A 25261-nucleotide genomic window follows, 5' to 3' on the forward strand; every position below is an offset into this window, starting at 1 on the left:
GCGCGCCGGCCGCCCGCGCCACACCATTCAAGTTCATGTAAGAGGAAACAGCATCCATGGCACACGAAACGATGAGCTTTCAGGCAGAGGTCAAGCAACTCCTCCACCTGATGATTCATTCGCTCTACAGCAACAAGGAAATCTTCCTGCGCGAACTGGTGTCGAACGCGTCCGACGCCGCCGACAAGCTGCGTTTCGAAGGGCTCGCGGACAACGCGCTGTACGAGAACGATCCGAACCTGCGCATCCGCATCGGCTACGACAAGGCCGCCCGCACGATCACGATCGACGACAACGGCATCGGCATGAGCCGCGACGAGGCGATCGCGAACCTCGGCACGATCGCGCGTTCGGGCACCAAGGAATTCTTCACGAAGCTGTCCGGTGACCAGCAGAAGGACGCGGCGCTGATCGGCCAGTTCGGCGTCGGCTTCTACTCGGGCTTCATCGTCGCGGACAAGATCACCGTCGAGACGCGCCGCGCGGGCCTGCCGGCGAACGAAGCCGTGCGCTGGGAAAGCGCGGGCGAGGGCGATTTCACGATCGACGCGATCGAGCGCGCGCAACGCGGCACGACGATCACGCTGCACCTGCGCGAAGGCGAGGACGAACTGCTGTCGTCGCACCGCTTGAAGTCGATCATCCAGAAGTATTCCGATCACATCGCGCTGCCGATCCTGATGCAGAAGGAAGAGTGGGATCAGGAAAAGGGCGAGATGGTCCTGAAGGACGAGGACGAGACCGTCAACCAGGCGAGTGCGCTCTGGACGCGTTCGAAGAGCGACGTCACCGACGAGCAGTACACGCAGTTCTACCAGCATATCGCGCACGACCACCAGGATCCGCTCACGTGGACGCACAACCGCGTCGAGGGCCGCAGCGAATACACGCAGCTGCTGTTCGTGCCGGCGCATGCGCCGTTCGACCTGTGGAACCGCGATTACCGCGGTGGCCTGAAGCTGTACGTGAAGCGCGTGTTCATCATGGACGACGCCGAGCAGCTGCTGCCGCAATACCTGCGCTTCGTGAAGGGCGTCGTCGATTCGGCCGACCTGCCGCTGAACGTGTCGCGTGAAATCCTGCAGGAAAGCCGCGACGTGAAGGCGATCCGCGAAGGCGTGACCAAGCGCGCGCTGTCGATGCTCGAGGAACTCGCGAACGCGGAAGAGGACGCCGGCAAGGAGAAGTACAAGACGTTCTGGAGCGCGTTCGGCCAGGTGCTGAAGGAAGGTCTGGGCGAGGATCACGCGAACCGCGAGCGGATCGCGAAGCTGCTGCGCTTCGCCTCGACGCACGGCGACACCGACGCGCAGGACGTGTCGCTCGCCGACTACGTGTCGCGCATGAAGCCCGAGCAGAGCAAGATCTACTACGTGACTGCCGATACGTGGCAGGCCGCGAAGAACAGCCCGCACCTGGAAGTGTTCCGCAAGAAGGGTGTCGAGGTGCTGCTGCTGACCGATCGCGTCGACGAATGGATGCTGTCGTTCCTGCATGAATTCGACGGCAAGCCGCTCGCGAGCGTGGCCCGCGGCGATCTCGACCTCGGCGAGCTGAACGACGAGGAAAAGAAGGCGCAGGAGCAGGCGGGCGAGGCGATCAAGCCGGTCGTCGAGAAGATGAAGGAAGCGCTCGGTGACAAGGTGAAGGAAGTGCGCGTCACGTTCCGCCTGACCGATTCACCGTCGTGCCTCGTCGCGGACGATAACGACATGAGCGGTTACCTGCAGCGGATGCTGAAGGCGGCCGGCCAGAACGCGCCGGCGATGCAGCCGATTCTCGAGATCAACCCGGAGCACGCGCTTGTGAAGCAGCTGAACGCCGACAGCGCCAACTTCGGCGACTGGTGCCACCTGCTGTTCGACCAGGCGTTGCTGGCCGAAGGCGGGATGCTCGACGATCCGGCGAGCTTCGTGAAGCGGACCAACGCGCTGCTGCTGTCGCGCTCCGCGTGAACGCGCGGATGCGATTCGACGGCGCACGGGCGGGCTGGCGCGAAACGCCCCGGCCCGGCTGCACGCTCGACCAGCGCGACTGGCTGACGCGCGGTGGTTCGTTGACCGCGCATCTGGCGCGGCTCGGCGGTGTGAGCGTACGCGTGACGCGCGAGGCCGTCGACTGCGCGTGGTTCGACGAACCGGATGCGCTCGACAGTGCGCCGCGCGCGCCGATGTGGGTGCGCGAGGTGATCCTGTCGGTCGACGGCATGCCGTACGTCGCCGCGCACAGCATCGCGCCGCTTGCCGCCAGCAAGGGCGTGTGGCAGGCGATGCGGCGGTTGCGCACGCGGCCGCTCGCGGAGCTGCTGTACAGCGATCCGCAAGTCGAACGCTCCGCGCTCGTCAGCCGGCGCGTGATCGCCGGTCATCCACTGTATGCGCTCGCGAGCCATGCGTTGCAGGGTGCGCGAGCGCCGCATGCGTTCGCCGCGCGGCGCTCGGTGTTCCAGCGGCACGGCAAGCCGTTGATGGTCACCGAGTGCATGCTGCCTGCGCTGTGGCGCCATCTCGATGCGCACGGCGACGGGCCGCGATCCGTCGGGCCGCGCGGGGCGGCGTGATGCTGCAGGGCTTTGGGCCGGTCGTCGGGCCGCATACGCACACGATGATCCTCGGCAGCTTTCCGGGCGAGGCGTCGCTCGATGCCGCGCAGTACTACGCGCATCCGCGCAACCAGTTCTGGCGGTTGCTCGGTGCCGTGCTCGGCGAGCCGGGGCTGCACGAGCTTGTGTACGACGCGCGGCTCGAGCGCGTGCTTTCGCACGGCATCGGCATCTGGGACGTGCTGGCCGCGTGCCATCGCGAAGGCAGTCTCGATTCGGCGATCCGGCATGCGAAGCCGAACGACTTCGACTCATTGCGCGAGCATGCGCCGTTGCTGAAGAAGGTCTGCTTCAACGGCAAGACGGCGGGGCGGTTTGCTGAAGTGATCGGCGCAGCCGGTTACGAAACGCTCGTTCTGCCGTCTTCGAGCCCGGCAAATGCTTCGCTTTCGTTCGAGCAAAAGCTGCTGCGTTGGCGCGAAGTCGAATCCTGATTGCATGGATGGTCTCCGGGTGTCGAATCAGCCCAAACCTCAACCAGTTTTCGATGCGCTGCGCGAACATGCGCCATTGCTGAAGCGTGAAGCTAGACGCGTTCGACGCGTACCTCGACCGAGTCCTTGGGCACGGTCAGCCGCGTGCGGTCGAGCAGGGCATCCGCGGGAGCGGTGCCGTCCGGGTTCAACGGCCTCACTTTGTTGAACACCACGGAAAAACGCTCCGGCGTGACGGTGGCCGACGCATAGCCCTGTGCGTCGTGGTCGGCGTAGCGCAGGTCGGGGTTGTTCGTCATCAGGAAGGTGTCGAGTTTGGCCGGAGTGGCGGCCAGCGACGCAAGCGGCGTGCCGCCCCATGCGGCTTTCAGGTAGGAATAGAAGGACGCGCTGCTGATGCCTGCGCAAACGAAATCGACGGCCACGGGCGTACCTTTTTCCGGGTCGGGGTCGTCCCGCACGACGCCACACTGAAACGCGTGCAGGTCCCCGCTGATCGCGACGACGTTGCGGACCCCCTGCTCGTTCAAGTATGAGAGCAGTTCGTGTTTGTGCGCCGGATAGCCGTCCCATGCGTCGCAATCGACCACGAGGCGTGCTGCCGGTGTCTTCGGCGCGCCTGGCATCACGGCCCACAGACGGTTCAACATCACCTCGTTGCCCCACACCTTCCAGGTCGCAGGCGAACCCTTTAGCGTGGCTTTCCACCATTGCGTCTGCTCCGCGCCGAGCATCGACGGCGCGTGACCGAGCTGCTCGGTATCCCGCGCCTCGAAGCGCTGCAGCACATTCTGGTTGACGAAGTAGCGCGAGCCGGCCGCGTCATCGCCATTGACCGGGTCGTGCCCGTGTGTGCGCGCGACAGCCGCCTCGCTGACGACATGGTCGTCGCGATACAGCCGCTCGTCCGTCATCACGAGATGCATCAGCACGCCGAAGCGAAATTCGCGATAGATACGAATGTTGGTGTACGACGGATTGTCCGGTTCGAAGCGCACGTCGCTCCAGTCCACCGGCATGTACTCCGCCCACGCGCGACTGGCGTTGCGGCGACGCTGCGTCTCCTGCCTCTCTTCGTTGGTGTAGACCTGATGATCCTGCCAGCAGTCGTCGGAGAACTCGTGGTCGTCCCATATCGCGATCATCGGCAGGCGCCGGTGCAGCGTCTGCAAGCGCGGGTCGGCACGATAGGTGCGATAGAGCGTCCGATAGTCTTCGAGCGTATCGGCATACACGCGGCCATCGGCGAGAGGCTTTCCGTCTGGCAGGCGCAGCGGAGGATGCGCCGCCTCGACCGCGCCGGGTTTCGAGGACCCGACCGTTTCATAGATGTAATCGCCCACATGCACGACGAAATCGAGATCGCTTTCGGCTGCCAGCAGGCTCATGGCTTGCCAGTGATTGATGCTCCAGTCCTGGCAGGTGAGCCAGGCGAAGCGAACGCGGTTGTTGGCTTCATCGGCATCCGGAGCCGTGCGTGCGGCGCCGGCGGCACTCACGTCGTCGCCGGCGACGAACCGGTAGTGGTACGTGATATTCGGTGAGAGCTCCGTTACCTTCGCGCGCACGGTGAAGTCATAGGTGGCGCGTGCCCTCAACGGTACGCTGGCGACGAGCGCCGAGAAATCCGGCCGCGTCGATACTTCGAGCCGTAACGGGACCGTGTGCGCGACGCCTTTTGCGCGGTGCCGCGTGTCCTCGAAGACCGGCACGCATCGCGTCCAGAACACGACGGAGCGATCGCGCGGATCACCGCTGGCGACGCCCTGCGGGAACCGATACCGGCCTTTGCGCACGGTGCTGGCAGACGGGGCCGACCGCGGAACGCCAAGCGTACCGGTAGCTGCCGCAACCGTGAAAAAGGTCGACGACTTGAGGAAATGGCGGCGATCCATCGATCCTCCGATCGACATACCGTGGATGCCAGGAGAGGCGCGTCGCGATGCAGCAGTACGCGATTGCGTCTCTCGGTCTGCAATCCTGCCTCCCGCCACCGGGCACGAGCGGGGGGAATGGTCGATTTACGACACTACCTCGAAGATCTGCTCGTGAAAAGTCGTTAGCCATTCCGTTTCGATGCCGTGGGCCTCGCAGCGATTGATCTGATGTCAAATCGACCCAAACCGCAACCAGCTCTGGCGGTTGCTCGGTGCCGTGCTCGGCGAGCCGGGGCTGCACGAGCTTGTGTACGACGCGCGGCTCGAGCGCGTGCTTTCGCACGGCATCGGCATCTGGGACGTCCTCGATGCGTGCCATCGGCAAGGCAGTCTCGATTCTGCGATCCGGAATGCGAATCCGCACGAACGTCACGCGCTTGCCGACCAGCATCGCCGCGACTTCGTCATGACTCAGCCAATGGCGGGCCATGTTCGCCATGACGATGGTCAGCGGCTTGCTGATGCCGTGCCGTCGAACGCCTGTTGATCGGACGATTCGGCGGATATCGTCGCGCCGATCACTCGTCGTCGCCCCATCGCCACCGGGGCTTCTCGCCCTTGAGCAGGCACACTGCAATCAGCAGCGCGACCCACACCACGACGCAGGTGCCGTATGCAAGCGGCGAGCGTTGCGGCGGCACGAGCCACGCGGTGGCGAGGATCCCGATCGCGAACAGCAGCAACACGACCCATCCCTGCCATGCGACCGGCAACCCCCAGCCCCATCCGTAGCGCTTTGCCGGAAACCAGATCCTTTTGCCGTTCGAGTTCATGCGTCCTCCCTGGATCACCGAATGCAGCGTAGCGCCAACCGGATTCGAAGTCATGCAGGGCATGCGGCACGGCCACCATCCCCCGCCAATGCTATCCTCTCGTCCGCCAAAACCAGCTTCACCCAGCGAGATTCACACATGACCCGACTGATCAAGCGCGCGTCCGCCGAGGCGCGCGCGTTCAAGCAACGCAAGCCGGCCGCCTACAACGGCTCCGAAAAGCTCCAGCCGCCGCGCGTGAAGCGCCGTCCGGAGATCGACGAACACGACGACGTGCCCGTCCTCGAGGCGCCGCGCAAGCCGCGCTTCGCACCCGTCACGTTCTCTGAAGAGCGCGGCGTGCGCTTCCTGCACTTCGGTACCGAATGGGTGCAGGGTGCGATGCGGATCTCGAAGCCGCTGCACATCGAGCTCGAATACGCGCAGCAGATGATGGCGTGGCTGCTGTTCCTCGAAACGCCCGAGCGGATCGTCCAGCTCGGGCTCGGCACCGGCGCGCTCACCAAGTTCTCGCACCGCTTCCTGCCGCACGCGAAGGTCGAGGCCGTCGAACTCAACCCGGCCGTGATCGTCGCGGCGCGCACGATGTTCGCGCTGCCGCCCGATGACGCACGCCTCGTCGTGCATGAAGCCGATGCATGGGATTTCGTCAACGATCCGGCCAACCGCGGCACGACGGGCGCATTGCAGATCGACCTGTACGACGCGACCGCCCGCGGCCCGGTGCTCGACAGCGTCGCGTTCTACCGCGCGGTGCGCGGCTGCCTCGCCGACGCGGGCGTCGCGACGATCAACCTGTTCGGCGACCATCCGAGCTTCGTGCGCAACATGAAGCACCTGAACGCGGCGTTCGACCATCGCGTGATCGCGCTGCCGGAAGTGCACGACGGCAACCGGATCGCGATCGCGTTCTCGGGCCCCGCGCTCGACGTGTCGTTCGCGCAGCTGGAAGCGCGCGCGAAGCTGATCGAGGACACGCTGAAGCTCCCCGCGCGCAAGTGGGTGAAAGCTTTGAAAGAAACGACCGGCGCACGCGAATCCTCGTTCGCGATCTGACGCTCATGCACCGGTCGCATGCCGGTGCAACCGCTTGACTGGGGGGCGGATCACCTCGGGTTCGCCCCTGCTTGACCGCTCGCTCGCGGCTCCTATACTGGCGCGAAGCCAGGGGAGCCGCAGCTTACCCGTTTTGCCCCTCCTCTCGCCGCCGTACCCGCTTGACAAGATCGATAACCGGGAAAGATGAGGAGACGTCATGGCTCACGATGCCGACGCCAATCGGGCCGCCAAGCGCTGGCTCTGGCTGCTGGTGCTGCCGCTGATCGCGATGGTCTGGGTGCCTTCGTACAGCAAGATCGAACCGCAATGGTTGGGTTTTCCGTTTTTCTACTGGTACCAGTTGTTGTGGGTGTTCATTAGCGCGGTGATCACCGCGTTCGTGTATTTCAAGACCAAGCACGCATGGAAGGCAGGCGGCACGCAGGGAGGTGCGCGATGAATCTCGGCGCGACCTTCGTCTTCGTACTCCTGTTCATCGGTGTCACCATACTCGGTTTTCTCGCCGCGAACTGGCGGCGCGGCGATCTCGCCCACCTCGACGAATGGGGGCTCGGCGGCCGCCGCTTCGGCACGATCGTCACGTGGTTCCTGCTCGGCGGCGACCTCTACACGGCCTACACGTTCGTCGCGGTGCCCGCGCTCGTGTTCGGCGCCGGCGCGATGGGCTTCTTCGCGTTGCCGTACACGATCCTGATCTACCCGTTCGCGTTCGTCGTGTTTCCGAAGCTGTGGAGCATCGCGAAGCGGCACGGCTACGTGACGGCCGCCGACTTCGTCAACGCGCGTTACGGCAGCCGGATGCTCGCGCTCGCGATCGCGGTGACGGGCATCCTCGCGACGATGCCGTACATCGCGCTGCAGCTCGTCGGCATCGAAGTCGTGATCGGCGCGCTGGGTTTCGACACGACCGGCTTCGTCGGCGACCTGCCGCTCATCATCGCGTTCGCGATTCTCGCCGCATACACCTACACGTCGGGGCTGCGCGCGCCCGCGATGATCGCGATCGTGAAGGACATCCTGATCTACATCACGATCGCGGCGGCGGTCATCGTGATCCCCGCGAAGCTCGGCGGCTTCAGCCACATCTTCGCGTCGGTGCCGCCGGCGAAGCTGCTGCTGAAAGCGCCCGATGCGACGAGCCTGAACGGCTACAGCGCGTATGCGACGCTCGCGATCGGCTCCGCGCTCGCGCTGTTCCTGTATCCGCACTCGGTCACGGCGATCCTGTCGTCGGCGTCGGGCAACTCGATCCGCCGCAACATGGCGATGCTGCCCGCGTACTCGTTCGTGCTCGGCCTGCTCGCACTGCTCGGCTACATGGCACTCGCGGCGGGCGTGAAGGACATGCCGCAGTACGCGCCGTACTTCAAGGCGTTCGGCCCGAACTTCGCGGTGCCCGCGCTGTTCCTCGAGTATTTCCCGTCGTGGTTCGTCGGCGTCGCGTTCGCGGCGATCGGCATCGGCGCGCTGGTGCCGGCGGCGATCATGTCGATCGCGGCCGCGAACCTGTACACGCGCAACATCCACCGCGAGTTCGTGAACCGCAACATGACGCACGACCAGGAGACGCACGTCGCGAAACTCGTGTCGCTGATCGTGAAGGTCGGCGCGGTCGCGTTCATCCTCGGGCTGCCGCTGACGTACGCGATCCAGTTGCAGCTGCTCGGTGGGATCTGGATCATCCAGACGCTGCCGGCGATCGTGCTCGGCCTGTACACGCGCGTGCTCGACCATCGCGGCCTGCTGGCCGGCTGGGCGGCAGGCATCGTGTGCGGCACGTGGATGGCGATTTCGCTGAAGCTGGCCAGCTCGATCTTCACGATCCACCTGTTCGGTCTCGCGATTCCCGGCTACGCGGCCGTGTGGTCGCTGGTCGTGAACCTGGTGGTATCGGTGGCGGTGAGCGTGCTGGTGCGCATGATGGGCATGGCGCACGCGGAGGACCGCACGCGGCCGGAGGATTACCTCGACGTCGTCGAGGGCTGAACGCCTCCCGGCTGTTGCAGTTTCGACACGGCGCCCGCGACGCAAATCGCGGGCGTTTTGCACGGTCCGCCGTGAACGCCGCGTGCGGCCGTGCTTCCGTTTCCGTTGATCTCCAAGCGATTCTAGGATAGTCGCGCCGCGGCGAAAATCGGTGGAAGACCGATTGGAAGCTGCGCTTCCCGTTTGCCAGTATTGCGTCCCGCCCGGCCACGCCGGGTGATTCGATCTCGACACGATTCGACTACATGAGGGATGCAATGATGAAGATTGGATTGCTGGTGCTTGGCCTGTGGTGCGCCGCGCTTGCCGGTTGCGTGAACGCGTACTACCGGTGAGGCGAACGATGAGAGTCCTGTTGATGTGGGTGCTCGTCGCCCCGATCCTGCTCGCCGGCTGCGCGAACATGTATTACCGGTGATGGTGGGCCCGATGAAAACGATCTTGCCGGCCGCGCTGCTGTGCGCGATGCTCGCCGGCTGCATTTCAGTCTACGGTCCAGGACAGCGGTACGCGGCGCGCGATGCGCCGCCGCAGCGGCAGGATACGTCCGACGGCGCGCACGGCGCCGACGATGCGTCGGGCATCGTAATCGGCAATCGCAAGTATGACGAAGTATGGACGGCCGTCGCGCAGTTCTACGCGGACCACAAGCTTGCCGTGCGCGTCAGCGATCGCGACGCGGGGCTCCTGGCCGCCGCCTATGCCGATTATCCGAACGCAGGGAATTTCCTGGATTGCTCCGAGCTGAAGCAGACGTCCAACGTGACACACACGCTGAAGGTCGTGACGCGCATCGACGACGCCACGCAAGGCGTGACCGTGTCGATCGACGTCGCGGGCACGGCCAGCGTGGTCGCGGCCGGCAAGCAGAAGAGCGCGCGCGTCGCGTGCCGCTCGAACGGCACGCTGGAGCGGGCGCTGGCGGAGGCGCTGCGCAAGTAGCGAGGCCGCCCGGACCACAGCGCTTGCGCGGCGGTCCGGGCGGCGCGCGTGCGTTACTGCCCCGCGCGTTTCGCGAGATCCTCGCGTTGCGAGAGATCTTCGACGTTGACCATCCAGTGCACGCCGAAACGATCCTTCGCCATGCCGAAGCCGAGCGCCCAGAACGTCTTGCCGAACGGCATCGTCACTTCGCCGCCGTCGGCGAGCGCATTGAACAGCTTCTGGCCTTCCTCGACCGTCGCCGGGTTCAGCGACAGCGAATAACCCGAATGCGTGCCGCCCGGCTGGCTGCAGTCGCCGTCCGAGCACATGATCATCGAGTCGCCGATCGTGAAGCTCGCATGCATCACCTTGTCGCTCATCTCCGGCGACATCGGGTAGTCGGGATTCGGCGGCGCGTCCTTGAAGTGCATCTTGAACATCGTCTTCGCGCCGAGCGCCTTTTCGTAGAACTGAAGGGCCTCTTCCGCGCGGCCGTAGAACGTCAGATACGGTTGGACCTGCATCGTTGTCTCCTGTTGGCCGGGCCGGCGTGTCGGTGCCGGCCCGGGTACTTCCAAGATTGACCGGGAAGAGCACGCCGGGATGCGGCCGGCGCACTCGTGACGTGGATTGTAGTGCGCGCGCTTGACGATGGAATGAAAAATAAAAACGGCCGCGAACACGGAGTTCGCGGCCGTTCGTCACGCTTGCTGACGGCTGTTGTCAGGCTTGCTGACAGTTCAACTGACAGCCGTCACGTGCAGCACGGTTCAGCGCAGTGCATCGATCAGCTTCTCGAGCTTCACCGCGTCGGCGGCGAACACGCGGATGCCCTCGGCCAGTTTTTCCGTTGCCATCGCTTCGTCGTTCAACTGGAAGCGGAACGATGCCTCGTCGATGGCGACGCGCTCGGTCGGCTTGTCCTGCAGCGCGTCCGGCGACAGCTTGCGTGCCACCGTATCGTTGCTTTCCTGCAGCTTCTGCAGCAAATCGGGGCTGATCGTCAGCAGGTCGCAGCCCGCGAGCTCGGTGATCTGGCTCGTCGTGCGGAAGCTCGCGCCCATCACTTCGGTGTTGTAACCGAACGTCTTGTAGTACGTGTAGATGCCTCGCACCGACTGCACGCCCGGATCGTTCGCACCACCGTTCTTCGCTTCATCCCAGTCGGCCCCGGCCTGCTTCTTGTACCAGTCGTAGATGCGGCCGACGAACGGCGAGATCAGTTGCGCGCCGGCTTCCGCGCATGCGGCGGCCTGGACGAGCGAGAAAAGCAGGGTCATGTTGCACTTGATCCCTTCCTTCTGCAGCACCTCGGCCGCGCGAATGCCTTCCCACGTCGACGCGAGCTTGATCAGGATGCGCTCGCGGCCGATGCCGGCGGCTTCGTAAAGCTTGATGAGCTCGCGACCCTTGTCGATCGAGCGCTGCGTGTCGAACGACAGGCGCGCATCGACCTCGGTCGACACGCGGCCCGGGATCAGCTTCAGGATCTCGGTGCCGAATGCGATCAGCAGGCGGTCGATGATGAAATCGGTGCTTTCGTTGCGATGATCGCGGACGGTTTTCTCGAGGATCGGCTTGTACGCGTCCTTCTGGACGGCCTTCAGGATCAGCGACGGGTTCGTGGTCGCGTCCTGCGGCTTGTATTGCGCAAGCTGCTGGAAATCGCCCGTGTCGGCGACGACGGTCGTATATTGCTTCAGCTGGTCGAGTGCGGTAGTCATGGCGATTCGGGAGGAGGGCGCAAGGCGCCGGGGTTCTCACGGGCCGCGCGAGCGCGGCAGCGAAGCGAGGCGGCGCCCGGGCGCCACCTCCGATCCGCTATTTTAGGCCCGAATCGCGTCGTGCACGTTTCGGCGTGCCGTTTGCGGTGCGGGGCCGCGCCATGCGGCGCTACGCGGGGCGCCGCGCGTTCAGGATCACCTGCGTGACGATCCCCGCGACGAGCCCCCAGAACGCCGAGCCGATCGACAGCAGCGTGAGGCCCGACGCGGTGACCATGAACGTCACGAGCGCGGCTTCGCGCTGCTTTACGTCCTGCATCGCATTTGCGAGCCCGCTCATGATCGAGCCGAACAGCGCGAGCGCGGCGACCGACACGACGAGCGCCTTCGGCAGCGCCGCGAACAGCGCGGCGATCGTCGCGCCGAAGATTCCGGCGACCAGGTAGAACGTGCCGCACCACACGGCGGCCGTGTAGCGCTTCGCGTGATCCTCGTGCGCTTCGGGGCCGGTGCAGATCGCGGCGGTGATCGCCGCGAGGTTCACGCCGTGCGAGCCGAACGGCGCGAGCAGCAGCGATGCCAGACCCGTGGTCGCGATGAGCGGCGACGACGGCGTCGAATAACCGTCCGCGCGCAGCACGGCGATGCCGGGCACGTTCTGCGATGCCATCGCGACGACGAACAGCGGAATGCCGATGCTGACGATCGACGCGATCGAGAACGCGGGCATCGTGAACACGGGCTGCGCGAGCGCGATGTGGAAGCGGCTGAAGTCGAGCAGGCCGAGACCGCCGGCCACCGCAGTGCCGACGATCAGCGTCGTGACGATCGCGTAGCGCGGCGCGAGTCGCTTGACGATCAGGTAGGTGAAGAACATCGCGAGCACGAGCGCGGTCTGGAACTGCGCGGCGCGGAAGATCTCGATGCCGATCTCGAACAGGATGCCCGCGAGCAAGGCCGCCGCGATGCCGGCCGGAATGCGCCGCATCAGCGTGTCGAACAGCCCGCTCACGCCGACCGCGGTCAGCAGCAGCGCGCACACGACGAACGCGCCGATGGCCTCGGGGTACGGCACACCGGGCAGCGACGCGATCAGCAGCGCGGCGCCGGGTGTCGACCATGCGACCACGACGGGCGCGCGAAAGCGCAGCGACAGGCCGATCGTCGTCAGCGCCATGCCGATCGACAGCGCCCAGATCCACGACGAGATCTGCGCGTCGGTCAGGTGCGCGGCGCGGCCGGCCTGGAACATCAGCACGAGCGAGCTCGTGTAGCCCGTCATCATCGCGACGAAGCCGGCGACGAGCGCGGAGACGGACGTGTCGGTGAAAAAGCGGCGGCCGCCGGCGCGGCCAGCGCTCGCGGTGGGCGAAGGGTTCATGCTATCTCCGGGGGAGGCCGCTCCGACGCGGCCTTCGTGTCTGCAGGGCGGGTTCGTTATTTGCTGAGTGCGCGCATCGCGGTTTCGAGGCCCGCGAGCGTGAGCGGATACATGCGCTGACCGAGCAGGTCGCGGATCACCGCGACCGATTGCCGGTACTCCCATAGCCGCTCGGGCTCGGGGTTCAGCCAGGCATGGTGGGGGAACTGGTCCGCGAGGCGGCGCAGCCAGACGGCGCCGGCTTCCGGGTTGTTGTATTCGACCGAGCCGCCGGGCTGCAGCACCTCGTACGGGCTCATCGTCGCGTCTCCGACGAAGATCAGCTTGTAGTCGGGCGTGAACTTGTGCAGCACGTCCCACGTCGCGGTGCGCTCCGAGTGACGACGGCGGTTGTTCTTCCACAGGTGGTCGTACACGCAGTTGTGGAAGTAGTAGAACTCCAGGTGCTTGAATTCGGCCTTCGCGGCCGAGAACAGCTCTTCGGTGCGCTTGATGTGATCGTCCATCGAGCCGCCGACGTCGAGCAGCATCAGCACCTTCACGTTGTTGTGGCGCTCGGGCACCATCCGCAGGTCGAGCCAGCCCGCGTTCGCGGCCGTGCTGCGGATCGTGCCGGGCAGGTCGAGCTCCTCGGCCGCGCCTTCGCGCGCGAAGCGGCGCAGCCGCCGCAGCGCGACCTTGATGTTGCGCGTGCCGATCTCGACCGAATCGTCGTAGTCGCGGTATGCGCGTGCTTCCCACACCTTCACCGCGGTGCGGTTGCCGTTCGACGGGCCGCCGATGCGCACGCCTTCCGGGTTGTAGCCGCCGTGCCCGAACGGCGACGTGCCGCCGGTGCCGATCCACTTGTTGCCGCCTTCGTGGCGTTCCTTCTGCTCGTCGAGCAGTTCCTTCAGGCGCTCCATCAGCTTGTCGAGCCCGCCCATCGCTTCGATCTGCGCCTTTTCCTCCGGCGACAGCTCGCGCTCGAGGCGCTTCTCGAGCCAGTCGAGCGGGATGTCGAACGCTTCGGACGGCAGCACGGACACGCCGTGGAAATACGCGCCGAACGCCTGGTCGAACTTGTCGAAGTACTGCTCGTCCTTGACGAGCGTCATCCGTGCGAGGAAGTAGAACGCGTCGATCGACGGCGAAATCAGGCCAGCCTTCAGCGATTCGAGCAGCGTCAGGTATTCCTTCACCGAGACGGGCAGCTTGGCTGCGCGCAGCGCGTAGAAGAAATTGAGCAGCATGGCCGGGCCTTCGCGGGTGGGTTACCGGTTGTGCCGGTTCATGTAGACGAGCCGCTCGAGCAGGCTCAGATCCTGCTCGTTCTTCAGCAGCGCGCCCGCGAGCGGCGGCACGATCTGCTTCGCGTCGGTGCCGCGCAGCGCGTCGGCCGGGATGTTCTCGGCGAGCAGCAGCTTCAGCCAGTCGAGGAGTTCGGACGTCGACGGCTTCTTCTTCAGCCCCGACACGCCGCGCAATTCGAAGAAACTTTGCAGCGCCGCCTGCAGCAATTCTTCGCGGATGTTCGGAAAGTGGACCGCGACGATCTGCTGCATCGTCGACGCATCGGGAAACTGGATGTAGTGGAAGAAGCAGCGGCGCAGGAACGCGTCGGGCAGTTCCTTCTCGTTGTTCGACGTGATGATCACGAGCGGGCGGTGCTTCGCGCGTACCGTCTCGCGCGTCTCGTACACGTGGAATTCCATCCGGTCGAGCTCGCGGAGCAGGTCGTTCGGGAATTCGATGTCGGCCTTGTCGATCTCGTCGATCAGCAGCACGCTCGGGTGCTCGGCGTCGAACGCCTGCCACAGCACGCCCTTGACGATGTAGTTCGAGATGTCCTTCACGCGTTCGTCGCCGAGCTGCGAGTCGCGCAGCCGCGATACCGCGTCGTATTCGTACAGGCCCTGCTGCGCCTTCGTCGTCGACTTGATGTGCCACTGCAACAGCGGCATGTCGAGCGCGGCCGCCACTTCCTCGGCGAGCATGGTCTTGCCGGTACCGGGCTCGCCCTTGATCAGCAGCGGGCGTTGCAGCGTCAGCGCGGCGTTGACCGCGAGCTTCAGGTCGTCGGTGGCGACGTAGTGCGAGGATCCTTCGAAACGCATGGCGGCGCTCTTTCCTGGTCGCAAAAAAACCCAGTATAAGTCAGAAGGGCTGTCCGGTTGGCCCGGGGCCGCGTATCGTTGCGGGGTTGCGGCGGGGCCGGACTGGGGCGCCATATGGACGCGTTCCCCGCCGACGCGGTACAATCTGGCCGTTTTTTTTGGCCTGCGTGGCGATCCGATAAGCAAAACGGCGCGGGCCGTTGCCGCTTCGGCGCCAGTTTCCCCTCAAGCTAGGTTACAAGAGCTATGAACAAATTCGTCGGCAAACACGTCGTTGTCGCAGCGCTCGTGGCGCTCGCGGGCAGCGCGCAGGCGGCCGGTGTGGTCGGCAACCCGAAGGACGGGGCGAGCAAGGCCGCCATGTGCATCGGTTGCCACGGCATCCAGGATTACCGCGCGGCGTACCCGGAGGTCTACCGGGTGCCGGTCCTCGGCGGCCAGAACCAGCAATACCTCGAGAACGCGCTGAAGGCCTACCGCAAGAAGGATCGCCACTTCCCGTCGATGAATGCGATCGCCGGTTCGCTGACGGACCAGGACATCGCGGATCTGGCGGCTTACTACGCCGCCCAGAAGGCCGACACGAAGGACAATCCCTACAAGTAAAGCGCGCGCCGCCGATCTGACCGGCGGGACAGGAGCATTCATGAATAACGCATTCAAGACGGCGGCGGTTGCACTGGCGGCCGGCCTCGCGATCGGTACCGCGCATGCGGCGGACACCACGAAGGGCAAGGAGCTGGTCGAGTCGCACAATTGCGCGGCCTGCCACGGCGCGCAGCTGAACAAGCCGATCAACGCAGAGTATCCGCGCCTCGCCGGCCAGCACGCCGACTACCTCGTGTGGGCGATGCGCCAGTACCAGATGGGGCTGACGAACCCGCTGCTCGGTCGCAATAACGCGATCATGCAGGCGCAGGTGCAGAACCTGTCGGTCAGCGACATGAAGGACATCGCAGCCTACATCGAGTCGCTGAAAGAGACCGATCTCGTCTTCAAGAAGTAAGCGCATCGGACCTTCCCGGTCGGTGCAGCCGGAGTACCCCGCCGCGGCGGGGTATTTTTTTGTCCGCGGCGCTCAGTCGCGCGACGCGCGGCGCAGGATGCGCTGCAGGTACGCGTCCGTATCGGGCGGCGTGCCGGTGCGCTGCGCTTCCCAGATCGTCTCGCCGAGGCATTCCATGATCATGTGCTGCGCCTCGTGGGTCGAATCGAGCTTCGCGGCCAGCTTGTCGTGCGCGGCGCGGATGCCGGGCGGCTGGTCGATCGACAACTGCTCGCTGATCGCGAGGTGCATCGACAGGTGCAGGAACGGGTTCGTGCGGCCTTCCTCGGGCGTGTAGTTGCGCGCGGCGGCGCCGTCGGCGTCCGCGAGGTCGTCGTGGTATTCGGGATGCTCGACGATCCAGTCGGCTGCCATCGCTTCCAGCGGCGTCAGGATCTCGCCTGCGCGTTGCTTGCGCCAGGTCTCGGTGAAAAAGCGACGGACTTCGTCGCGACTCGGATTGAACATGGTGGGGATGCGTCGTGATTCGGGCGGCGTCATGCCGCGTCGCGCATTGTACGCCGGGTCGGCGCACGGCGCTGGCGGCGGGCGGCGGGCGGCGCGCGGGCGGGGCGCCCGCCGTGGCATAGCGCGGGCGACGTCAACTGGAGTCGGCCGGCGCGGGCCGTGGCGCGGCGCAACGGGTAAGCGCGGGCTAGGCTGCCGGCCACCGGGCCGTTAAACTCCGACGATTCCCGTCGTCGCGCTCACACCGTTCCGTCATGTCCGCCACCGTCCGCTCATCGTCCGCCGCGCTGCAGGGCGCGCTCTACGTCGCGCTGTCCGCTGCCGCATTCGGCGCGATGGCGATCTTCGGTCGTTATGCGTATGCGGCCGGCGTCGACGTGCTCGGGCTGCTCATCGTGCGCTTCGCGATCGGCGGCGCGGTCCTTGCCGCGATCGCCCGGCACCGCCGCGTCGCATGGCCGCGCGGCCGCGCGCTCACGCCGCTCGTGGCGATGGGTGCGCTCGGCTACGTCGGGCAGTCGTTTTGCTATTTCAGCGCGCTCCAGCATGCGCAGGCGAGCCTCGTCGCGCTGCTGCTGTACCTGTATCCGGCCTTCGTCACGCTGTTGGCCGCGTGGTGGCTCGGCGAGCGCCTCACGCGCGCGAAGGCGGTCGCGCTCGTGCTCTGTGTCGCGGGCTCCGCGCTGATGGTCGGCGGCGGCCACGGCGAGCCGCTCGGCATCGCGCTCGCACTGGCCGCCGCGGTGATCTATTCGCTGTACATCGTCGGCGGCACGAAGGCGACGCGCGGCGTCGATCCGCTCGCGACCACCGCGATCATCTGCCTGTCGGCGACCGCGACGCTCGTCGTGATCGCGATCGTGCGGACCACGGCGTTCGGCGCGCCGCCGCGCTGGCCGGAGACGGGCGCCGGCTGGGCGTCGATGCTCGCGATCGCGCTGGTGTCGACGGTCGCAGCGATGCTCGCGTTCTTCGCCGGGCTCGAGCGGCTGGGGGCCGCGCGCACGTCGATGCTGTCGACGCTCGAACCGGTCGTGACGGTCGCGCTTGCGGCGCTGCTGTTCGGCGAGGCGCTGTCGCCGTTGCAGTGGGCTGGCGGCGTCGCGATCCTCGCGGCCGTGCTGGCGCTCGTGCGTGCGGGCGGCGCGGCGGCCGACGACGCGACGGCGACGTCCAACGCATAAGCAGGGAAACGGGGAAAGTCGTGGGGGCCGCAACGGCGCTCGCGGGTCGTGCCGCGCCCCGCGCACGGCTCGGGCGGCCGCGTGCAGCGCGTCAGCCGCGGCCGGCGGTCACTCGTTCGGCGGTGGTGTCTTCGGCCGGAATTCGCACAGCGGCTCGATCGCGCAGTGCCAGCATTCGGGCTTGCGGGCCTTGCACACGTAGCGACCGTGCAGAATCAGCCAGTGATGCGCGTCCTGCAGGAATTCCTTCGGCGTGAACTTCTCGAGCGCGGCCTCGACGGCCCGCACGTCCTTGCCCGGCGCGAGCCCCGTGCGGTTCGCGACGCGGAAGATATGCGTGTCGACCGCGATCGTCGGCTGGCCGAACGCGGTGTTCAGCACGACGTTCGCGGTCTTGCGGCCGACGCCCGGCAGGCTCTCGAGCGCTTCGCGATCGGCCGGCACTTCGCCGTCGTAGCGCTCGAGCAGGATGTTGCACGCCGCGATCACGTTCTTCGCCTTGGTGCGGTAGAGGCCGATCGTCTTGATGTAGTCGGCGACGCCTTCTTCACCGAGCGCGACGATTTGTCGCGGGGTGTTCGCGACCGGGAACATCTTGCGCATCGCCTTGTTGACCGACACGTCGGTTGCCTGCGCGGACAGCATCACCGCGATCAGCAACTCGAACGGCGTCGTGTATTCGAGCTCGGTCGTCGGATGCGGATTGAGGCTCTGCAGCGTTTCGTAGATCGCGCGTCGTTTGGAGGCGTTCATGGACGGTTCTTGTCGGGCGGCGCGGTCGGGCCGTTCCGGTCGTCGTTGTTCGGATCGTCGTGGTCGTCACGGGTGTCCGCAGCCTCGGTGTCGCGCTGCGCCTGCTGTTCGGCGAGCCGCTTGCGGCGGGCTTCGGCCGCGTCGATCTGCGCCTGCACGGCCGCGCTCACGCCTTCGGTGTTCTTCGGTCCGGCACCTCGTTCGGACAGTTCTTCCTTCTTCTTGCGTGCGCGTTCGAGCGCGGCGGCGATGATCGCGCGTTTCCTGGCGTCGGCATCGTCGGCCGGGGCGGCGCCCGGTGCGCCAGGCGGTGCCGCGGCCGGCGCAGCCTTGGCCGCACCGGCACTGGCCGCGCGGCGGGCGGCGGCGCGCGCTTCGGCGGCCTCCCGTTCGCGGCGCTGACGGGCGAGCCGGCGGTCGTGGCGTTCGCGCGCGGCGTCCGCCTGTTCCTGCGACCACGCGTCCCAGCCGGTGCGCTCGTCGGTCACGGGGACCATCGCGATGCAGTCGACCGGGCAGGGCGGCACGCACAGGTCGCAGCCGGTGCACAGCGATTCGACGATCGTGTGCATCTGTTTCGGTGCGCCGACGATCGCGTCGACCGGGCATGCCTGCATGCACAGCGTGCAGCCGATGCACAGGCTTTCGTCGATGAACGCGACGGCGCGCGGATGCTCGGTGCCGTTGACGGGGTTCAGCGGGATCACGGGCTTGCCGAGCAGGCTCGCGAGGCGTGCGATGCCTTCGGCGCCGCCGGGCGGGCACTGGTTGTAGTTCGCGTTGCCGGCGGCGATCGCCTCCGCGTACGGACGGCAGCCGTCATAGCCGCACTTCGTGCATTGCGTCTGGGGAAGCAGATCTTCGATGCGATCTGCGAGGGTCTTGGAATCGGTCACGGTGACAACGGGCGCAGCAGCGCCGAATGGCTCTCGGCCGCGTCTGGCGCGGCCGGAAAGGTTTGCCAAACCTCGATTATCGCCGATTTCCCGCATTGCGCTGGACGCGGTCTGTGCGCATAATCGAACCGCTTTTTTGCAGGGGCTCAGCAGGAGGGCGGCCGCACGCGGTGCGCTCGTTCCAGGGCAGCCGGCGCCGAGGCGGTGGGGGTGCCGGTCCGGATCACGCGGCTCACATAGCAAAACGCCACCATGAATCAGCCAAAAATCAAAAGAGATCCTGAAGGTACCCGCCGCCGCATCCTGATGGCGGCAGCCGAAGAGTTCGCGAGTGGAGGGCTGTTCGGCGCGCGCGTCGACCAGATCGCGCGCCGGGCCGAAACCAACGAGCGCATGCTCTATTACTATTTCGGCAGCAAGGAGCAGTTGTTTACGGCCGTGCTCGAACACGCGTTCTCCGCGCTGACCGAGGCCGAGCGCGTGCTCGATCTCGACGGCGTCGCGCCCGTCGAGGCCGTGACAAGGCTCGCGCATTTCGTGTGGGATTACTACCGCGATCATCCGGAGCTGCTGCGGCTCATCAACAATGAGAACCTGCACGAAGCGCGCTACCTGCACAAGTCGACGCGAATCCGCGAGATGATGTCGCCGATCGTCGCGAAGCTCGGCAACGTGCTGATGCGCGGCCAGAAGGCCGGGCTGTTCCGCAGCGACGTCGATCCGCTGCGCTTCTACGTGACGCTGTCGGGGCTCGGCTACTACATCGTGTCGAACCGTTTCACGCTGGCCGCGACACTCGACCGCGACTTCAGCGAAGCCGACGAGCGCGCGGAGATGGTCAGGATGAACACCGAGGTGCTGCTCGCGTACCTGTTGCGACGCTGAGCCCGCGCGCCGATGAGCGGCTCACCGTTGGCCGCCGGATAAAAAAACGCCGCCGTGCGCAAGCAACGGCGGCGTTTTTGCGTCGGAACGCGGCGCGTCAGGCGGCCTTGCGCGCGCGAACGGTTTTGGCGCGTGTGCCGCCCGCGCGTTTCGCGGCCGGTGCGGCCTTCGCGGTTGCCGTCTTGGCGGGCGCAACCGTCACGGCCGGCGCCTTCGCGCGCGCGCGCTTCGGGGCGGTCGCGCGCACCGTCACCTCGGGTTGCGGCTTGCCGGCCGGCACGGCGGTGAGCGTCGTCGCTGCCGGTGCTTCGGCGGGCACCTTGGTCGCGCCGTTCTTCGGTTCCGGCGCATGCTCGCGGATGAAATCGCGCAGCTGCGGGTAAATGATCGTGCGCCAGCGGCGGCCCGAGAAGATCCCGTAGTGACCGCACTTCTCGGCGGTCAGGCTGCGGCGATCGTCCTGCGGGATGCCCGTGCACAGCTCGTGCGCGACGTGCGTCTGGCCGCTGCCCGAGATGTCGTCGAGTTCGCCCTCGATCGTCATCAGTGCGGTGTGCTTGATGTCCTGCGGACGCACGCGCTCGCCTTCGACATCCCACGTGCCTTCCGCGAGCCGGAATTCCTGGAACACGACGCGGATCGTCTCGAGGTAATACTCGGCCGCCATGTCGAGCACCGCGTTGTACTCGTCGTAGAAGCGGCGGTGTGCCTCGGCATCATCCTCGTCGCCGCGCAGCAGGCTCTGGTAGAAGTCCCAGTGCGACTGCGCGTGACGTTCCGGATTCATCGCGACGAAGCCCGTGTGCTGCAGGAAGCCCGGGTACACCTGGCGGCCTTCGCCCGGATAGTTCGCGGGCACCGTGTGGATCACGTTGTTCTCGAACCACGCGGTCGAGTGCTGCGTCGCGAGCGAATTGACCGACGTCGGGCTGCGGCGCGCGTCGATCGGGCCGCCCATCATCGTCATCGTGAGCGGCGTGTCCTCGCCGCGGCTCGCCATCAGCGAGATTGCCGCGAGCACCGGCACGGTCGGCTGGCACACGGAAATCACGTGCAGGTTGCGCGCGCCGATGTGGCGGATGAATTCCTGGATGTACGCGATGTAGTCGTGCAGGTGGAACGGGCCGACCTCGACCGGCACCATCCGCGCGTCGATCCAGTCGGTGATGTAGACCTTGTGATCCTGCAGCAGCGTGCGCACGGTGTCGCGCAGCAGCGTCGAGTGGTGGCCCGACAGCGGCGCGCAGACCAGCACGACCGGCTCGTCCTTCAACTGCGTGACGGCATCGGCGTCGTCCGAATAGCGTTTGAAGCGCAGCAGCCGGCAGAACGGCTTCTCGACGATCGTCTGCTCAACGATCGGGATGTTGTGGCCGTCCTTGACGATCTGATGAATGTTGAATTCGGGCTTCTCGTAATCCTTGCCGAGCCGGTACATGAGCTCGTACGCGGCGGCCATCCGCGTCGCGCCGGGCATCAGCGAGAACGGGCTGGACGGATTGGCGAACGATTTGGATGCGGCCTGGGCCCAGGCCGTGAGCGGGCTCAACATCGCCCGCTGGAATTCGTGCAGTTGGTAAAGCATGCAGACTACTCCCGCGTGGGGGACGGTGCGCAAGGGCGGCGTGGGGCGTCGCGGCGTGCCGTGTGGGTCGGCGACCGGCCATGTTGCAGTGCGGCCGGACAATCGAATCGATCATATCGGACAACGATGGGTGGTGCAATGCAACATTTCCCCGATTTTTCATCAAACTGTTGCGAATTGACGATCTCTGAAGAAGCCGTTCCGCCCCCGGTCAGCGCCCCGTCGCCACGGCCGGCGCGGGCTGGCCGGCCGCGCGCGCCATGGCGTCCTCGTGGTGCATCAGGTTCATCGCGGTGTGCACCAGCGCAACGTGCGAGAACGCCTGCGGGAAGTTGCCGACGAGCCGGCCCTCGACCGGGTCGTATTCCTCGGCGAGCAGCCCGAGGTCGTTGGACAGCGCGAGCAGCCGGCTGAAGAGCCGGTGCGCGTCGTCGATCCGGCCGAGCAGCGCGTAGTTGTCGACCAGCCAGAAACTGCAAGCGAGAAACGTGCCTTCGCCGGGCGGCAGGCCGTCGTCGTACTCCGTCGTTCGGTAGCGCATCACGAGGCCGTCGTGCAGCAATTCCCGCTCGATCGCGTCGACCGTGCCGACGATGCGCGGGTCCTCCGGCGGCAGGAAGCCGAGCAGCGGCATCAGCAGCACGCTCGCGTCGAGCTCGTCGCTGCCATAGCTCTGCGTAAACGCCCGTTTGCCTTCGTGCCATGCGTTGTCGCAGACGTCGGCGTGGATCCGGTCGCGCAGCGCGCGCCAGCGGTCGAGCGACGCGGGCAGCCGGAACATCTCCGCCGACTTGATCGCGCGGTCGAACGCGACCCACGCCATCACCTTCGAGAACGTGAAATGGCGGCGGCCGCCGCGCGTTTCCCAGATGCCCTCGTCGGGCTCCTGCCAGATCTTCTCGAGATGATCGAGCAGCGAACACTGGACGGACTACACCGTGTCGTCGGCCTGCAGGCCGCCCACGCGCGCGAGGTGCAGCGCGGCCATCACTTCGCCGAACACGTCGAGCTGGAGCTGGTTCGCCGCGCCGTTGCCGACGCGCACCGGTTTCGAGTCCTGGTAGCCGGGCAGCCAGTCGAGCTCGATTTCCGGCAGCCGGCGCTCACCCGCGATCCCGTACATGATCTGGATTTGCTCGGGCGAGCCGGCCATCACGCGGCCGAGCCACGTGCGCCAGGCGCGCGCCTCGTCGTAGTAGCCGCCGCGCATCAGCGCGAGCAGCGTGATCGTCGCGTCGCGCAGCCAGCAGTAGCGGTAGTCCCAGTTGCGGTTGCCGCCGATCTTCTCCGGCAGCGACGTGGTGGGCGCCGCGACGATCCCGCCGGTCGGCTCGTACGCGAGCGCCTTCAACGTGATCAGCGAGCGGCGTACGGCGGCCGCGTAGCGACCCTGCACCTGGCAGCGGCCCGACCATTCGAGCCAGTAGTTCTCGGTGCGGGCGAGCATCGACAGCGGATCGCGCGCGGGCGGTAACCGCAGGTGCGACGCCGCGTAGCTGAGCGAAAACGGCACGCGTTCGTCGGCGCTCACCGTGAATTCCGCGAGCGTATGGAGGTTCTTGCCCGTGAGCGGCACGGGCGTGCGCAGCACGACGGTATCGGGGCCGGCGATCGCCTTCACGCCGTCCTCGCGCGTCAGCTGCGTGACCCACGGGACGGAGAAACCGTAGTCGAAGCGCAACACCAGTTCCATGCGCATCTTCATCGTGCCGTGGCGGCCGACGACGATCCGCACCAGTTCGGACCAGCCGTTGCCGGGCGGCATGAAGTCGATCACGGTGACGGCGCCGTCGGCGCTTTCGTAGTCGGTTTCGAGGATCAGCGTATCGCCGCGATAGCGGCGCGTCGTGTGCGTGATCGCGGCGTCGGCGGCCGGCGCGAGCAGCCAGCGGCCGTGCTCGGGCGTGCCGACCAGCGCCGCGAAACAGGCGCCCGAATCGAAGCGGGGCCAGCACAGCCAGTCGACGGAGCCGTCTTTCGAGATCAGCGCGGCGGTGTGGCCGTCGCCGACGAGGGCGTAGTCTTCGATCAGGGCGGGCATGGGCAAGCGGTCCTTGGGTATTCGAGTTCACTATGCAGGCTGCGGCGCCCGGGCTTCACGTGCCGGCGTCGCGCCCCGTATACTCGGCCGGGCGGCGGAGCGCATGAACGGCCGGCGTTTCGTCCTATCTCAACACTTGAAGCGACTCGATGCAAGGAGGATTCAATGCCCAGCCGTTTACGCGAGCGTGACGCACGCGCTTCGACACGAGGGTTCCCGCTTAGGCTCGCTCACTGGATGAAAGGTTTCGCGATCGTGCTGTCGTTGTCCGCAACCCAGGCATTCGCTCAACAATCGCCGGCGCCGGCCGACGGCGTCTACAACCTGCTGGTGGGCACCTATACGGGGCACGGCAGCGACGGGATCTACGTATACCGCTTCGATACGAAAACGGGCAGCGTCGCGCGCGTGTCGTCGGCGAAGACCGTGAACCCGTCGTACCTGTTGCCTAGCCGCGACGGTCGCACCGTCTACGCGGTCAATGAACTGCCCGGCGACAACGGGCCGGCCACGCAGCGCGGCGGCATCAGCGCGTTCAGCTTCGATCCGAAGACAGGCGCCCTCACGTTCGTCGACCGCGTGTCGTCGGAAGGGAACGATCCCTGCTATCTCGCGCTGTCGCCGGACGGCAAGTACCTCGTCACGGCCAACTACTCGGTCGCGGCCGATCCGGGCGGCAGTTTCGCCGTGTTCCCGGTCCGCGACGGCGGTGCGGTCGGCCCGGCCGTGCTGACGGTGCATCATGAAGGCACGGGGCCCGTGAAGGGGCGCCAGGACGGCGCGCACGTGCACTCGACGGTGTTCTCGCCCGACGGCCGTTACCTGTTCGTGCAGGATCTCGGCGCGGACAAGATCTACGGCTACCGCTACACGGTGGACGGCAGCCGCGGGCTGATCAGCCCGACCGACACGCGCTACACGCCGGTGAAGGCCGGCTCCGGCCCGCGTCACATGGTGTTCAGTGACGACGGCCGGTTCGCGTACGTGACGAGCGAGCTCAACGCAGCGGTCGAGGTGTTCGGCTACCACGACGGCAAGCTGACGCCGGTCGAGACGCTGCCGATGACGGTGCCGGGCTTCAAGGGCAAGGTCGGCGGCGGTGCGATCCATCTGTCGCCGGACGGCCGCTTCCTGTACGCGAGCAACCGGGGCGACGTGAACGACATCGTGATCTACGCGGTGAACAAGGCCGACGGCCGGCTGAAGACCGTCGGCCGCCAGTCGAGCCTCGGCAAGACGCCACGCGAATTCCTGATCGATCCGACCGGCAAGTGGCTGATCGTCGGCAACCAGGACAGCGACACGTTCTACGTATTCAGTCGCGACGTCGAAACGGGGCAGCTCGGCCCGAATCCGCAGAAGGTGGCGGTCGGCAGCCCGGTCGACTTCAGGCTGGTGCCGGTGGCGCAATAAATGCAGAAAGGGCGCTGCCTCGGCAGCGCCCTTTTTCGTTCGGGCGGCCGCTTGCGCGGGGTGCCCGTATCGGTC

Annotated in this window: 23 protein-coding genes and 2 pseudogenes; 13 read left to right on the forward strand and 12 right to left on the reverse strand. The window is 66.4% G+C overall.

Going from position 1 to position 25261, the window contains the following annotated elements; translation table 11 throughout:
- Positions 1-56: 56 nt before the first annotated feature.
- The 3 genes from htpG to LGM71_RS22205 are packed head-to-tail and all read left to right on the forward strand — an operon-like array spanning position 57 to position 3036.
- Positions 57-1955 carry a molecular chaperone HtpG gene (gene htpG / locus LGM71_RS22195; RefSeq protein ID WP_226116417.1) on the forward strand — a complete coding sequence of 633 codons (1899 nt, stop codon included), beginning with the start codon at positions 57-59 and terminating at the stop codon, positions 1953-1955.
- A gap of 8 nt (positions 1956-1963) precedes the next feature.
- Complete coding sequence (locus LGM71_RS22200) at positions 1964-2560, forward strand: chorismate--pyruvate lyase family protein (RefSeq protein WP_226116419.1); 597 nt, start codon at positions 1964-1966, stop codon at positions 2558-2560.
- Complete coding sequence (locus LGM71_RS22205; protein ID WP_226116421.1) at positions 2560-3036, forward strand: DNA-deoxyinosine glycosylase; 477 nt, start codon at positions 2560-2562, stop codon at positions 3034-3036. The genes LGM71_RS22200 and LGM71_RS22205 overlap by 1 nt, the downstream gene beginning before the upstream one ends.
- A gap of 92 nt (positions 3037-3128) precedes the next feature.
- Here the strand turns inward: LGM71_RS22205 and LGM71_RS22210 are convergent, their stop codons facing one another.
- On the reverse strand, positions 3129-4931 hold the full coding sequence (locus LGM71_RS22210; protein ID WP_226116423.1) for an alkaline phosphatase D family protein: 1803 nt from the start codon (positions 4929-4931) through the stop codon (positions 3129-3131).
- A gap of 229 nt (positions 4932-5160) precedes the next feature.
- Between LGM71_RS22210 and LGM71_RS22215 the strand changes: the two are divergent.
- Positions 5161-5358 (forward strand): annotated as a pseudogene (locus tag LGM71_RS22215) (DNA-deoxyinosine glycosylase); the annotation flags it as partial.
- Positions 5359-5491: 133 nt separating this feature from the next.
- Here the strand turns inward: LGM71_RS22215 and LGM71_RS22220 are convergent.
- Entirely contained in the window at positions 5492-5746 is a 255-nt protein-coding gene (locus LGM71_RS22220) for a hypothetical protein (RefSeq protein ID WP_124626901.1), read from the reverse strand.
- Between the two features lie 138 nt (positions 5747-5884).
- Between LGM71_RS22220 and LGM71_RS22225 the strand changes: the two genes are divergently transcribed.
- From LGM71_RS22225 to LGM71_RS22240, 4 genes are all read left to right on the forward strand, one after another.
- A complete protein-coding gene (locus LGM71_RS22225; RefSeq protein ID WP_059600359.1) occupies positions 5885-6802 on the forward strand; it encodes a hypothetical protein in 918 nt (305 codons plus the stop codon).
- A gap of 199 nt (positions 6803-7001) precedes the next feature.
- Positions 7002-7244: a DUF3311 domain-containing protein gene (locus LGM71_RS22230; RefSeq protein WP_059600360.1), complete on the forward strand. Its 243-nt coding sequence runs from the start codon at positions 7002-7004 to the stop codon at positions 7242-7244.
- Positions 7241-8791 carry a monocarboxylate uptake permease MctP gene (gene mctP / locus LGM71_RS22235; RefSeq protein WP_059680633.1) on the forward strand — a complete coding sequence of 517 codons (1551 nt, stop codon included), beginning with the start codon at positions 7241-7243 and terminating at the stop codon, positions 8789-8791. The genes LGM71_RS22230 and mctP overlap by 4 nt, the downstream gene beginning before the upstream one ends.
- A 429-nt stretch (positions 8792-9220) precedes the next feature.
- Entirely contained in the window at positions 9221-9733 is a 513-nt protein-coding gene (locus LGM71_RS22240) for a hypothetical protein (protein ID WP_151049680.1), read from the forward strand.
- Between the two features lie 53 nt (positions 9734-9786).
- Here LGM71_RS22240 and LGM71_RS22245 read toward each other — a convergent pair whose 3' ends face one another.
- The 5 genes from LGM71_RS22245 to LGM71_RS22265 all read right to left on the reverse strand — a co-directional run bounded on the left by LGM71_RS22245 (position 9787) and on the right by LGM71_RS22265 (position 14916).
- Positions 9787-10239 (reverse strand): VOC family protein, encoded by a 453-nt coding sequence (locus tag LGM71_RS22245; RefSeq protein ID WP_059527353.1) that lies wholly within the window; start codon positions 10237-10239, stop codon positions 9787-9789.
- Between the two features lie 246 nt (positions 10240-10485).
- A complete protein-coding gene (gene tal, locus LGM71_RS22250) occupies positions 10486-11439 on the reverse strand; it encodes a transaldolase (protein WP_124903321.1) in 954 nt (317 codons plus the stop codon).
- A gap of 169 nt (positions 11440-11608) precedes the next feature.
- Positions 11609-12820 carry a benzoate/H(+) symporter BenE family transporter gene (locus LGM71_RS22255; protein ID WP_059600364.1) on the reverse strand — a complete coding sequence of 404 codons (1212 nt, stop codon included), beginning with the start codon at positions 12818-12820 and terminating at the stop codon, positions 11609-11611.
- 56 nt (positions 12821-12876) lie between these two features.
- The gene (locus LGM71_RS22260) at positions 12877-14052 is read right to left on the reverse strand and encodes a vWA domain-containing protein (RefSeq protein WP_124626783.1); all 1176 of its coding nucleotides are present in this window, start codon (positions 14050-14052) and stop codon (positions 12877-12879) included.
- Positions 14053-14073: 21 nt separating this feature from the next.
- Positions 14074-14916, reverse strand: coding sequence for an AAA family ATPase (locus tag LGM71_RS22265; protein ID WP_226116425.1), 843 nt, complete (start codon positions 14914-14916; stop codon positions 14074-14076).
- A gap of 246 nt (positions 14917-15162) precedes the next feature.
- On the opposite strand from LGM71_RS22265, the gene LGM71_RS22270 reads away from it, so the two are divergent.
- Positions 15163-15522 (forward strand): c-type cytochrome, encoded by a 360-nt coding sequence (locus LGM71_RS22270; RefSeq protein WP_011885616.1) that lies wholly within the window; start codon positions 15163-15165, stop codon positions 15520-15522.
- A gap of 40 nt (positions 15523-15562) precedes the next feature.
- Positions 15563-15922, forward strand: a complete 360-nt coding sequence (locus LGM71_RS22275) for a c-type cytochrome (RefSeq protein WP_011885615.1) — start codon at positions 15563-15565, stop codon at positions 15920-15922.
- A gap of 72 nt (positions 15923-15994) precedes the next feature.
- On the opposite strand, the gene LGM71_RS22280 is transcribed toward LGM71_RS22275, so the two are convergent.
- Entirely contained in the window at positions 15995-16549 is a 555-nt protein-coding gene (locus LGM71_RS22280) for a DUF1841 family protein (protein ID WP_413226898.1), read from the reverse strand.
- Positions 16550-16683: 134 nt separating this feature from the next.
- Between LGM71_RS22280 and LGM71_RS22285 the strand changes: the two genes are divergently transcribed.
- A complete protein-coding gene (locus tag LGM71_RS22285; protein ID WP_226116427.1) occupies positions 16684-17613 on the forward strand; it encodes a DMT family transporter in 930 nt (309 codons plus the stop codon).
- 108 nt (positions 17614-17721) lie between these two features.
- Here the strand turns inward: LGM71_RS22285 and nth are convergent, their stop codons facing one another.
- Entirely contained in the window at positions 17722-18366 is a 645-nt protein-coding gene (gene nth / locus LGM71_RS22290) for an endonuclease III (protein ID WP_124626789.1), read from the reverse strand.
- Positions 18363-19358 (reverse strand): electron transport complex subunit RsxB, encoded by a 996-nt coding sequence (rsxB, locus tag LGM71_RS22295; RefSeq protein ID WP_226116429.1) that lies wholly within the window; start codon positions 19356-19358, stop codon positions 18363-18365. Before rsxB ends, nth begins: the two co-directional genes overlap by 4 nt.
- A 156-nt stretch (positions 19359-19514) precedes the next feature.
- Here rsxB and LGM71_RS22300 point away from each other — a divergent pair, with 156 nt between their 5' ends.
- On the forward strand, positions 19515-20147 hold the full coding sequence (locus tag LGM71_RS22300; RefSeq protein WP_226116430.1) for a TetR family transcriptional regulator: 633 nt from the start codon (positions 19515-19517) through the stop codon (positions 20145-20147).
- Positions 20148-20244: 97 nt separating this feature from the next.
- On the opposite strand, the gene LGM71_RS22305 is transcribed toward LGM71_RS22300, so the two are convergent.
- Together LGM71_RS22305 and LGM71_RS22310 are read right to left on the reverse strand one after the other, a co-directional pair.
- Positions 20245-21732: a polyhydroxyalkanoate depolymerase gene (locus LGM71_RS22305; protein WP_059600371.1), complete on the reverse strand. Its 1488-nt coding sequence runs from the start codon at positions 21730-21732 to the stop codon at positions 20245-20247.
- A 211-nt stretch (positions 21733-21943) separates the two neighbouring features.
- Positions 21944-23773, reverse strand: a pseudogene (locus tag LGM71_RS22310) (glycoside hydrolase family 15 protein).
- Between the two features lie 165 nt (positions 23774-23938).
- On the opposite strand from LGM71_RS22310, the gene LGM71_RS22315 reads away from it, so the two are divergent.
- On the forward strand, positions 23939-25186 hold the full coding sequence (locus tag LGM71_RS22315) for a lactonase family protein (RefSeq protein ID WP_226116432.1): 1248 nt from the start codon (positions 23939-23941) through the stop codon (positions 25184-25186).
- The last annotated feature ends 75 nt before the right edge of the window (positions 25187-25261 follow it).

The sequence above is a fragment of the Burkholderia sp. AU33545 genome (assembly GCF_020419685.1).
In the GTDB taxonomy this organism is placed as follows: Bacteria; Pseudomonadota; Gammaproteobacteria; order Burkholderiales; family Burkholderiaceae; genus Burkholderia; species Burkholderia diffusa.

Coding starts and splice junctions, on each gene's coding strand:
- htpG (WP_226116417.1), top strand. CDS start 57: ATGGCACACGAAACGATGAGCTTTCAGGCAGAGGTCAAGCAACTCCTC.
- LGM71_RS22230 (WP_059600360.1), top strand. CDS start 7,002: ATGGCTCACGATGCCGACGCCAATCGGGCCGCCAAGCGCTGGCTCTGG.
- LGM71_RS22270 (WP_011885616.1), top strand. CDS start 15,163: ATGAACAAATTCGTCGGCAAACACGTCGTTGTCGCAGCGCTCGTGGCG.
- LGM71_RS22280 (WP_413226898.1), bottom strand. CDS start 16,549: ATGCCACGGCGGGCGCCCCGCCCGCGCGCCGCCCGCCGCCCGCCGCCA.
- LGM71_RS22240 (WP_151049680.1), top strand. CDS start 9,221: ATGAAAACGATCTTGCCGGCCGCGCTGCTGTGCGCGATGCTCGCCGGC.
- LGM71_RS22315 (WP_226116432.1), top strand. CDS start 23,939: ATGCCCAGCCGTTTACGCGAGCGTGACGCACGCGCTTCGACACGAGGG.
- LGM71_RS22205 (WP_226116421.1), top strand. CDS start 2,560: ATGCTGCAGGGCTTTGGGCCGGTCGTCGGGCCGCATACGCACACGATG.
- LGM71_RS22225 (WP_059600359.1), top strand. CDS start 5,885: ATGACCCGACTGATCAAGCGCGCGTCCGCCGAGGCGCGCGCGTTCAAG.
- LGM71_RS22300 (WP_226116430.1), top strand. CDS start 19,515: ATGAATCAGCCAAAAATCAAAAGAGATCCTGAAGGTACCCGCCGCCGC.
- LGM71_RS22255 (WP_059600364.1), bottom strand. CDS start 12,820: ATGAACCCTTCGCCCACCGCGAGCGCTGGCCGCGCCGGCGGCCGCCGC.
- LGM71_RS22245 (WP_059527353.1), bottom strand. CDS start 10,239: ATGCAGGTCCAACCGTATCTGACGTTCTACGGCCGCGCGGAAGAGGCC.
- mctP (WP_059680633.1), top strand. CDS start 7,241: ATGAATCTCGGCGCGACCTTCGTCTTCGTACTCCTGTTCATCGGTGTC.
- rsxB (WP_226116429.1), bottom strand. CDS start 19,358: ATGCGGGAAATCGGCGATAATCGAGGTTTGGCAAACCTTTCCGGCCGC.
- LGM71_RS22275 (WP_011885615.1), top strand. CDS start 15,563: ATGAATAACGCATTCAAGACGGCGGCGGTTGCACTGGCGGCCGGCCTC.
- tal (WP_124903321.1), bottom strand. CDS start 11,439: ATGACTACCGCACTCGACCAGCTGAAGCAATATACGACCGTCGTCGCC.
- nth (WP_124626789.1), bottom strand. CDS start 18,366: ATGAACGCCTCCAAACGACGCGCGATCTACGAAACGCTGCAGAGCCTC.
- LGM71_RS22260 (WP_124626783.1), bottom strand. CDS start 14,052: ATGCTGCTCAATTTCTTCTACGCGCTGCGCGCAGCCAAGCTGCCCGTC.
- LGM71_RS22265 (WP_226116425.1), bottom strand. CDS start 14,916: ATGCGTTTCGAAGGATCCTCGCACTACGTCGCCACCGACGACCTGAAG.
- LGM71_RS22220 (WP_124626901.1), bottom strand. CDS start 5,746: ATGAACTCGAACGGCAAAAGGATCTGGTTTCCGGCAAAGCGCTACGGA.
- LGM71_RS22210 (WP_226116423.1), bottom strand. CDS start 4,931: ATGGATCGCCGCCATTTCCTCAAGTCGTCGACCTTTTTCACGGTTGCG.
- LGM71_RS22200 (WP_226116419.1), top strand. CDS start 1,964: ATGCGATTCGACGGCGCACGGGCGGGCTGGCGCGAAACGCCCCGGCCC.
- LGM71_RS22285 (WP_226116427.1), top strand. CDS start 16,684: ATGTCCGCCACCGTCCGCTCATCGTCCGCCGCGCTGCAGGGCGCGCTC.
- LGM71_RS22305 (WP_059600371.1), bottom strand. CDS start 21,732: ATGCTTTACCAACTGCACGAATTCCAGCGGGCGATGTTGAGCCCGCTC.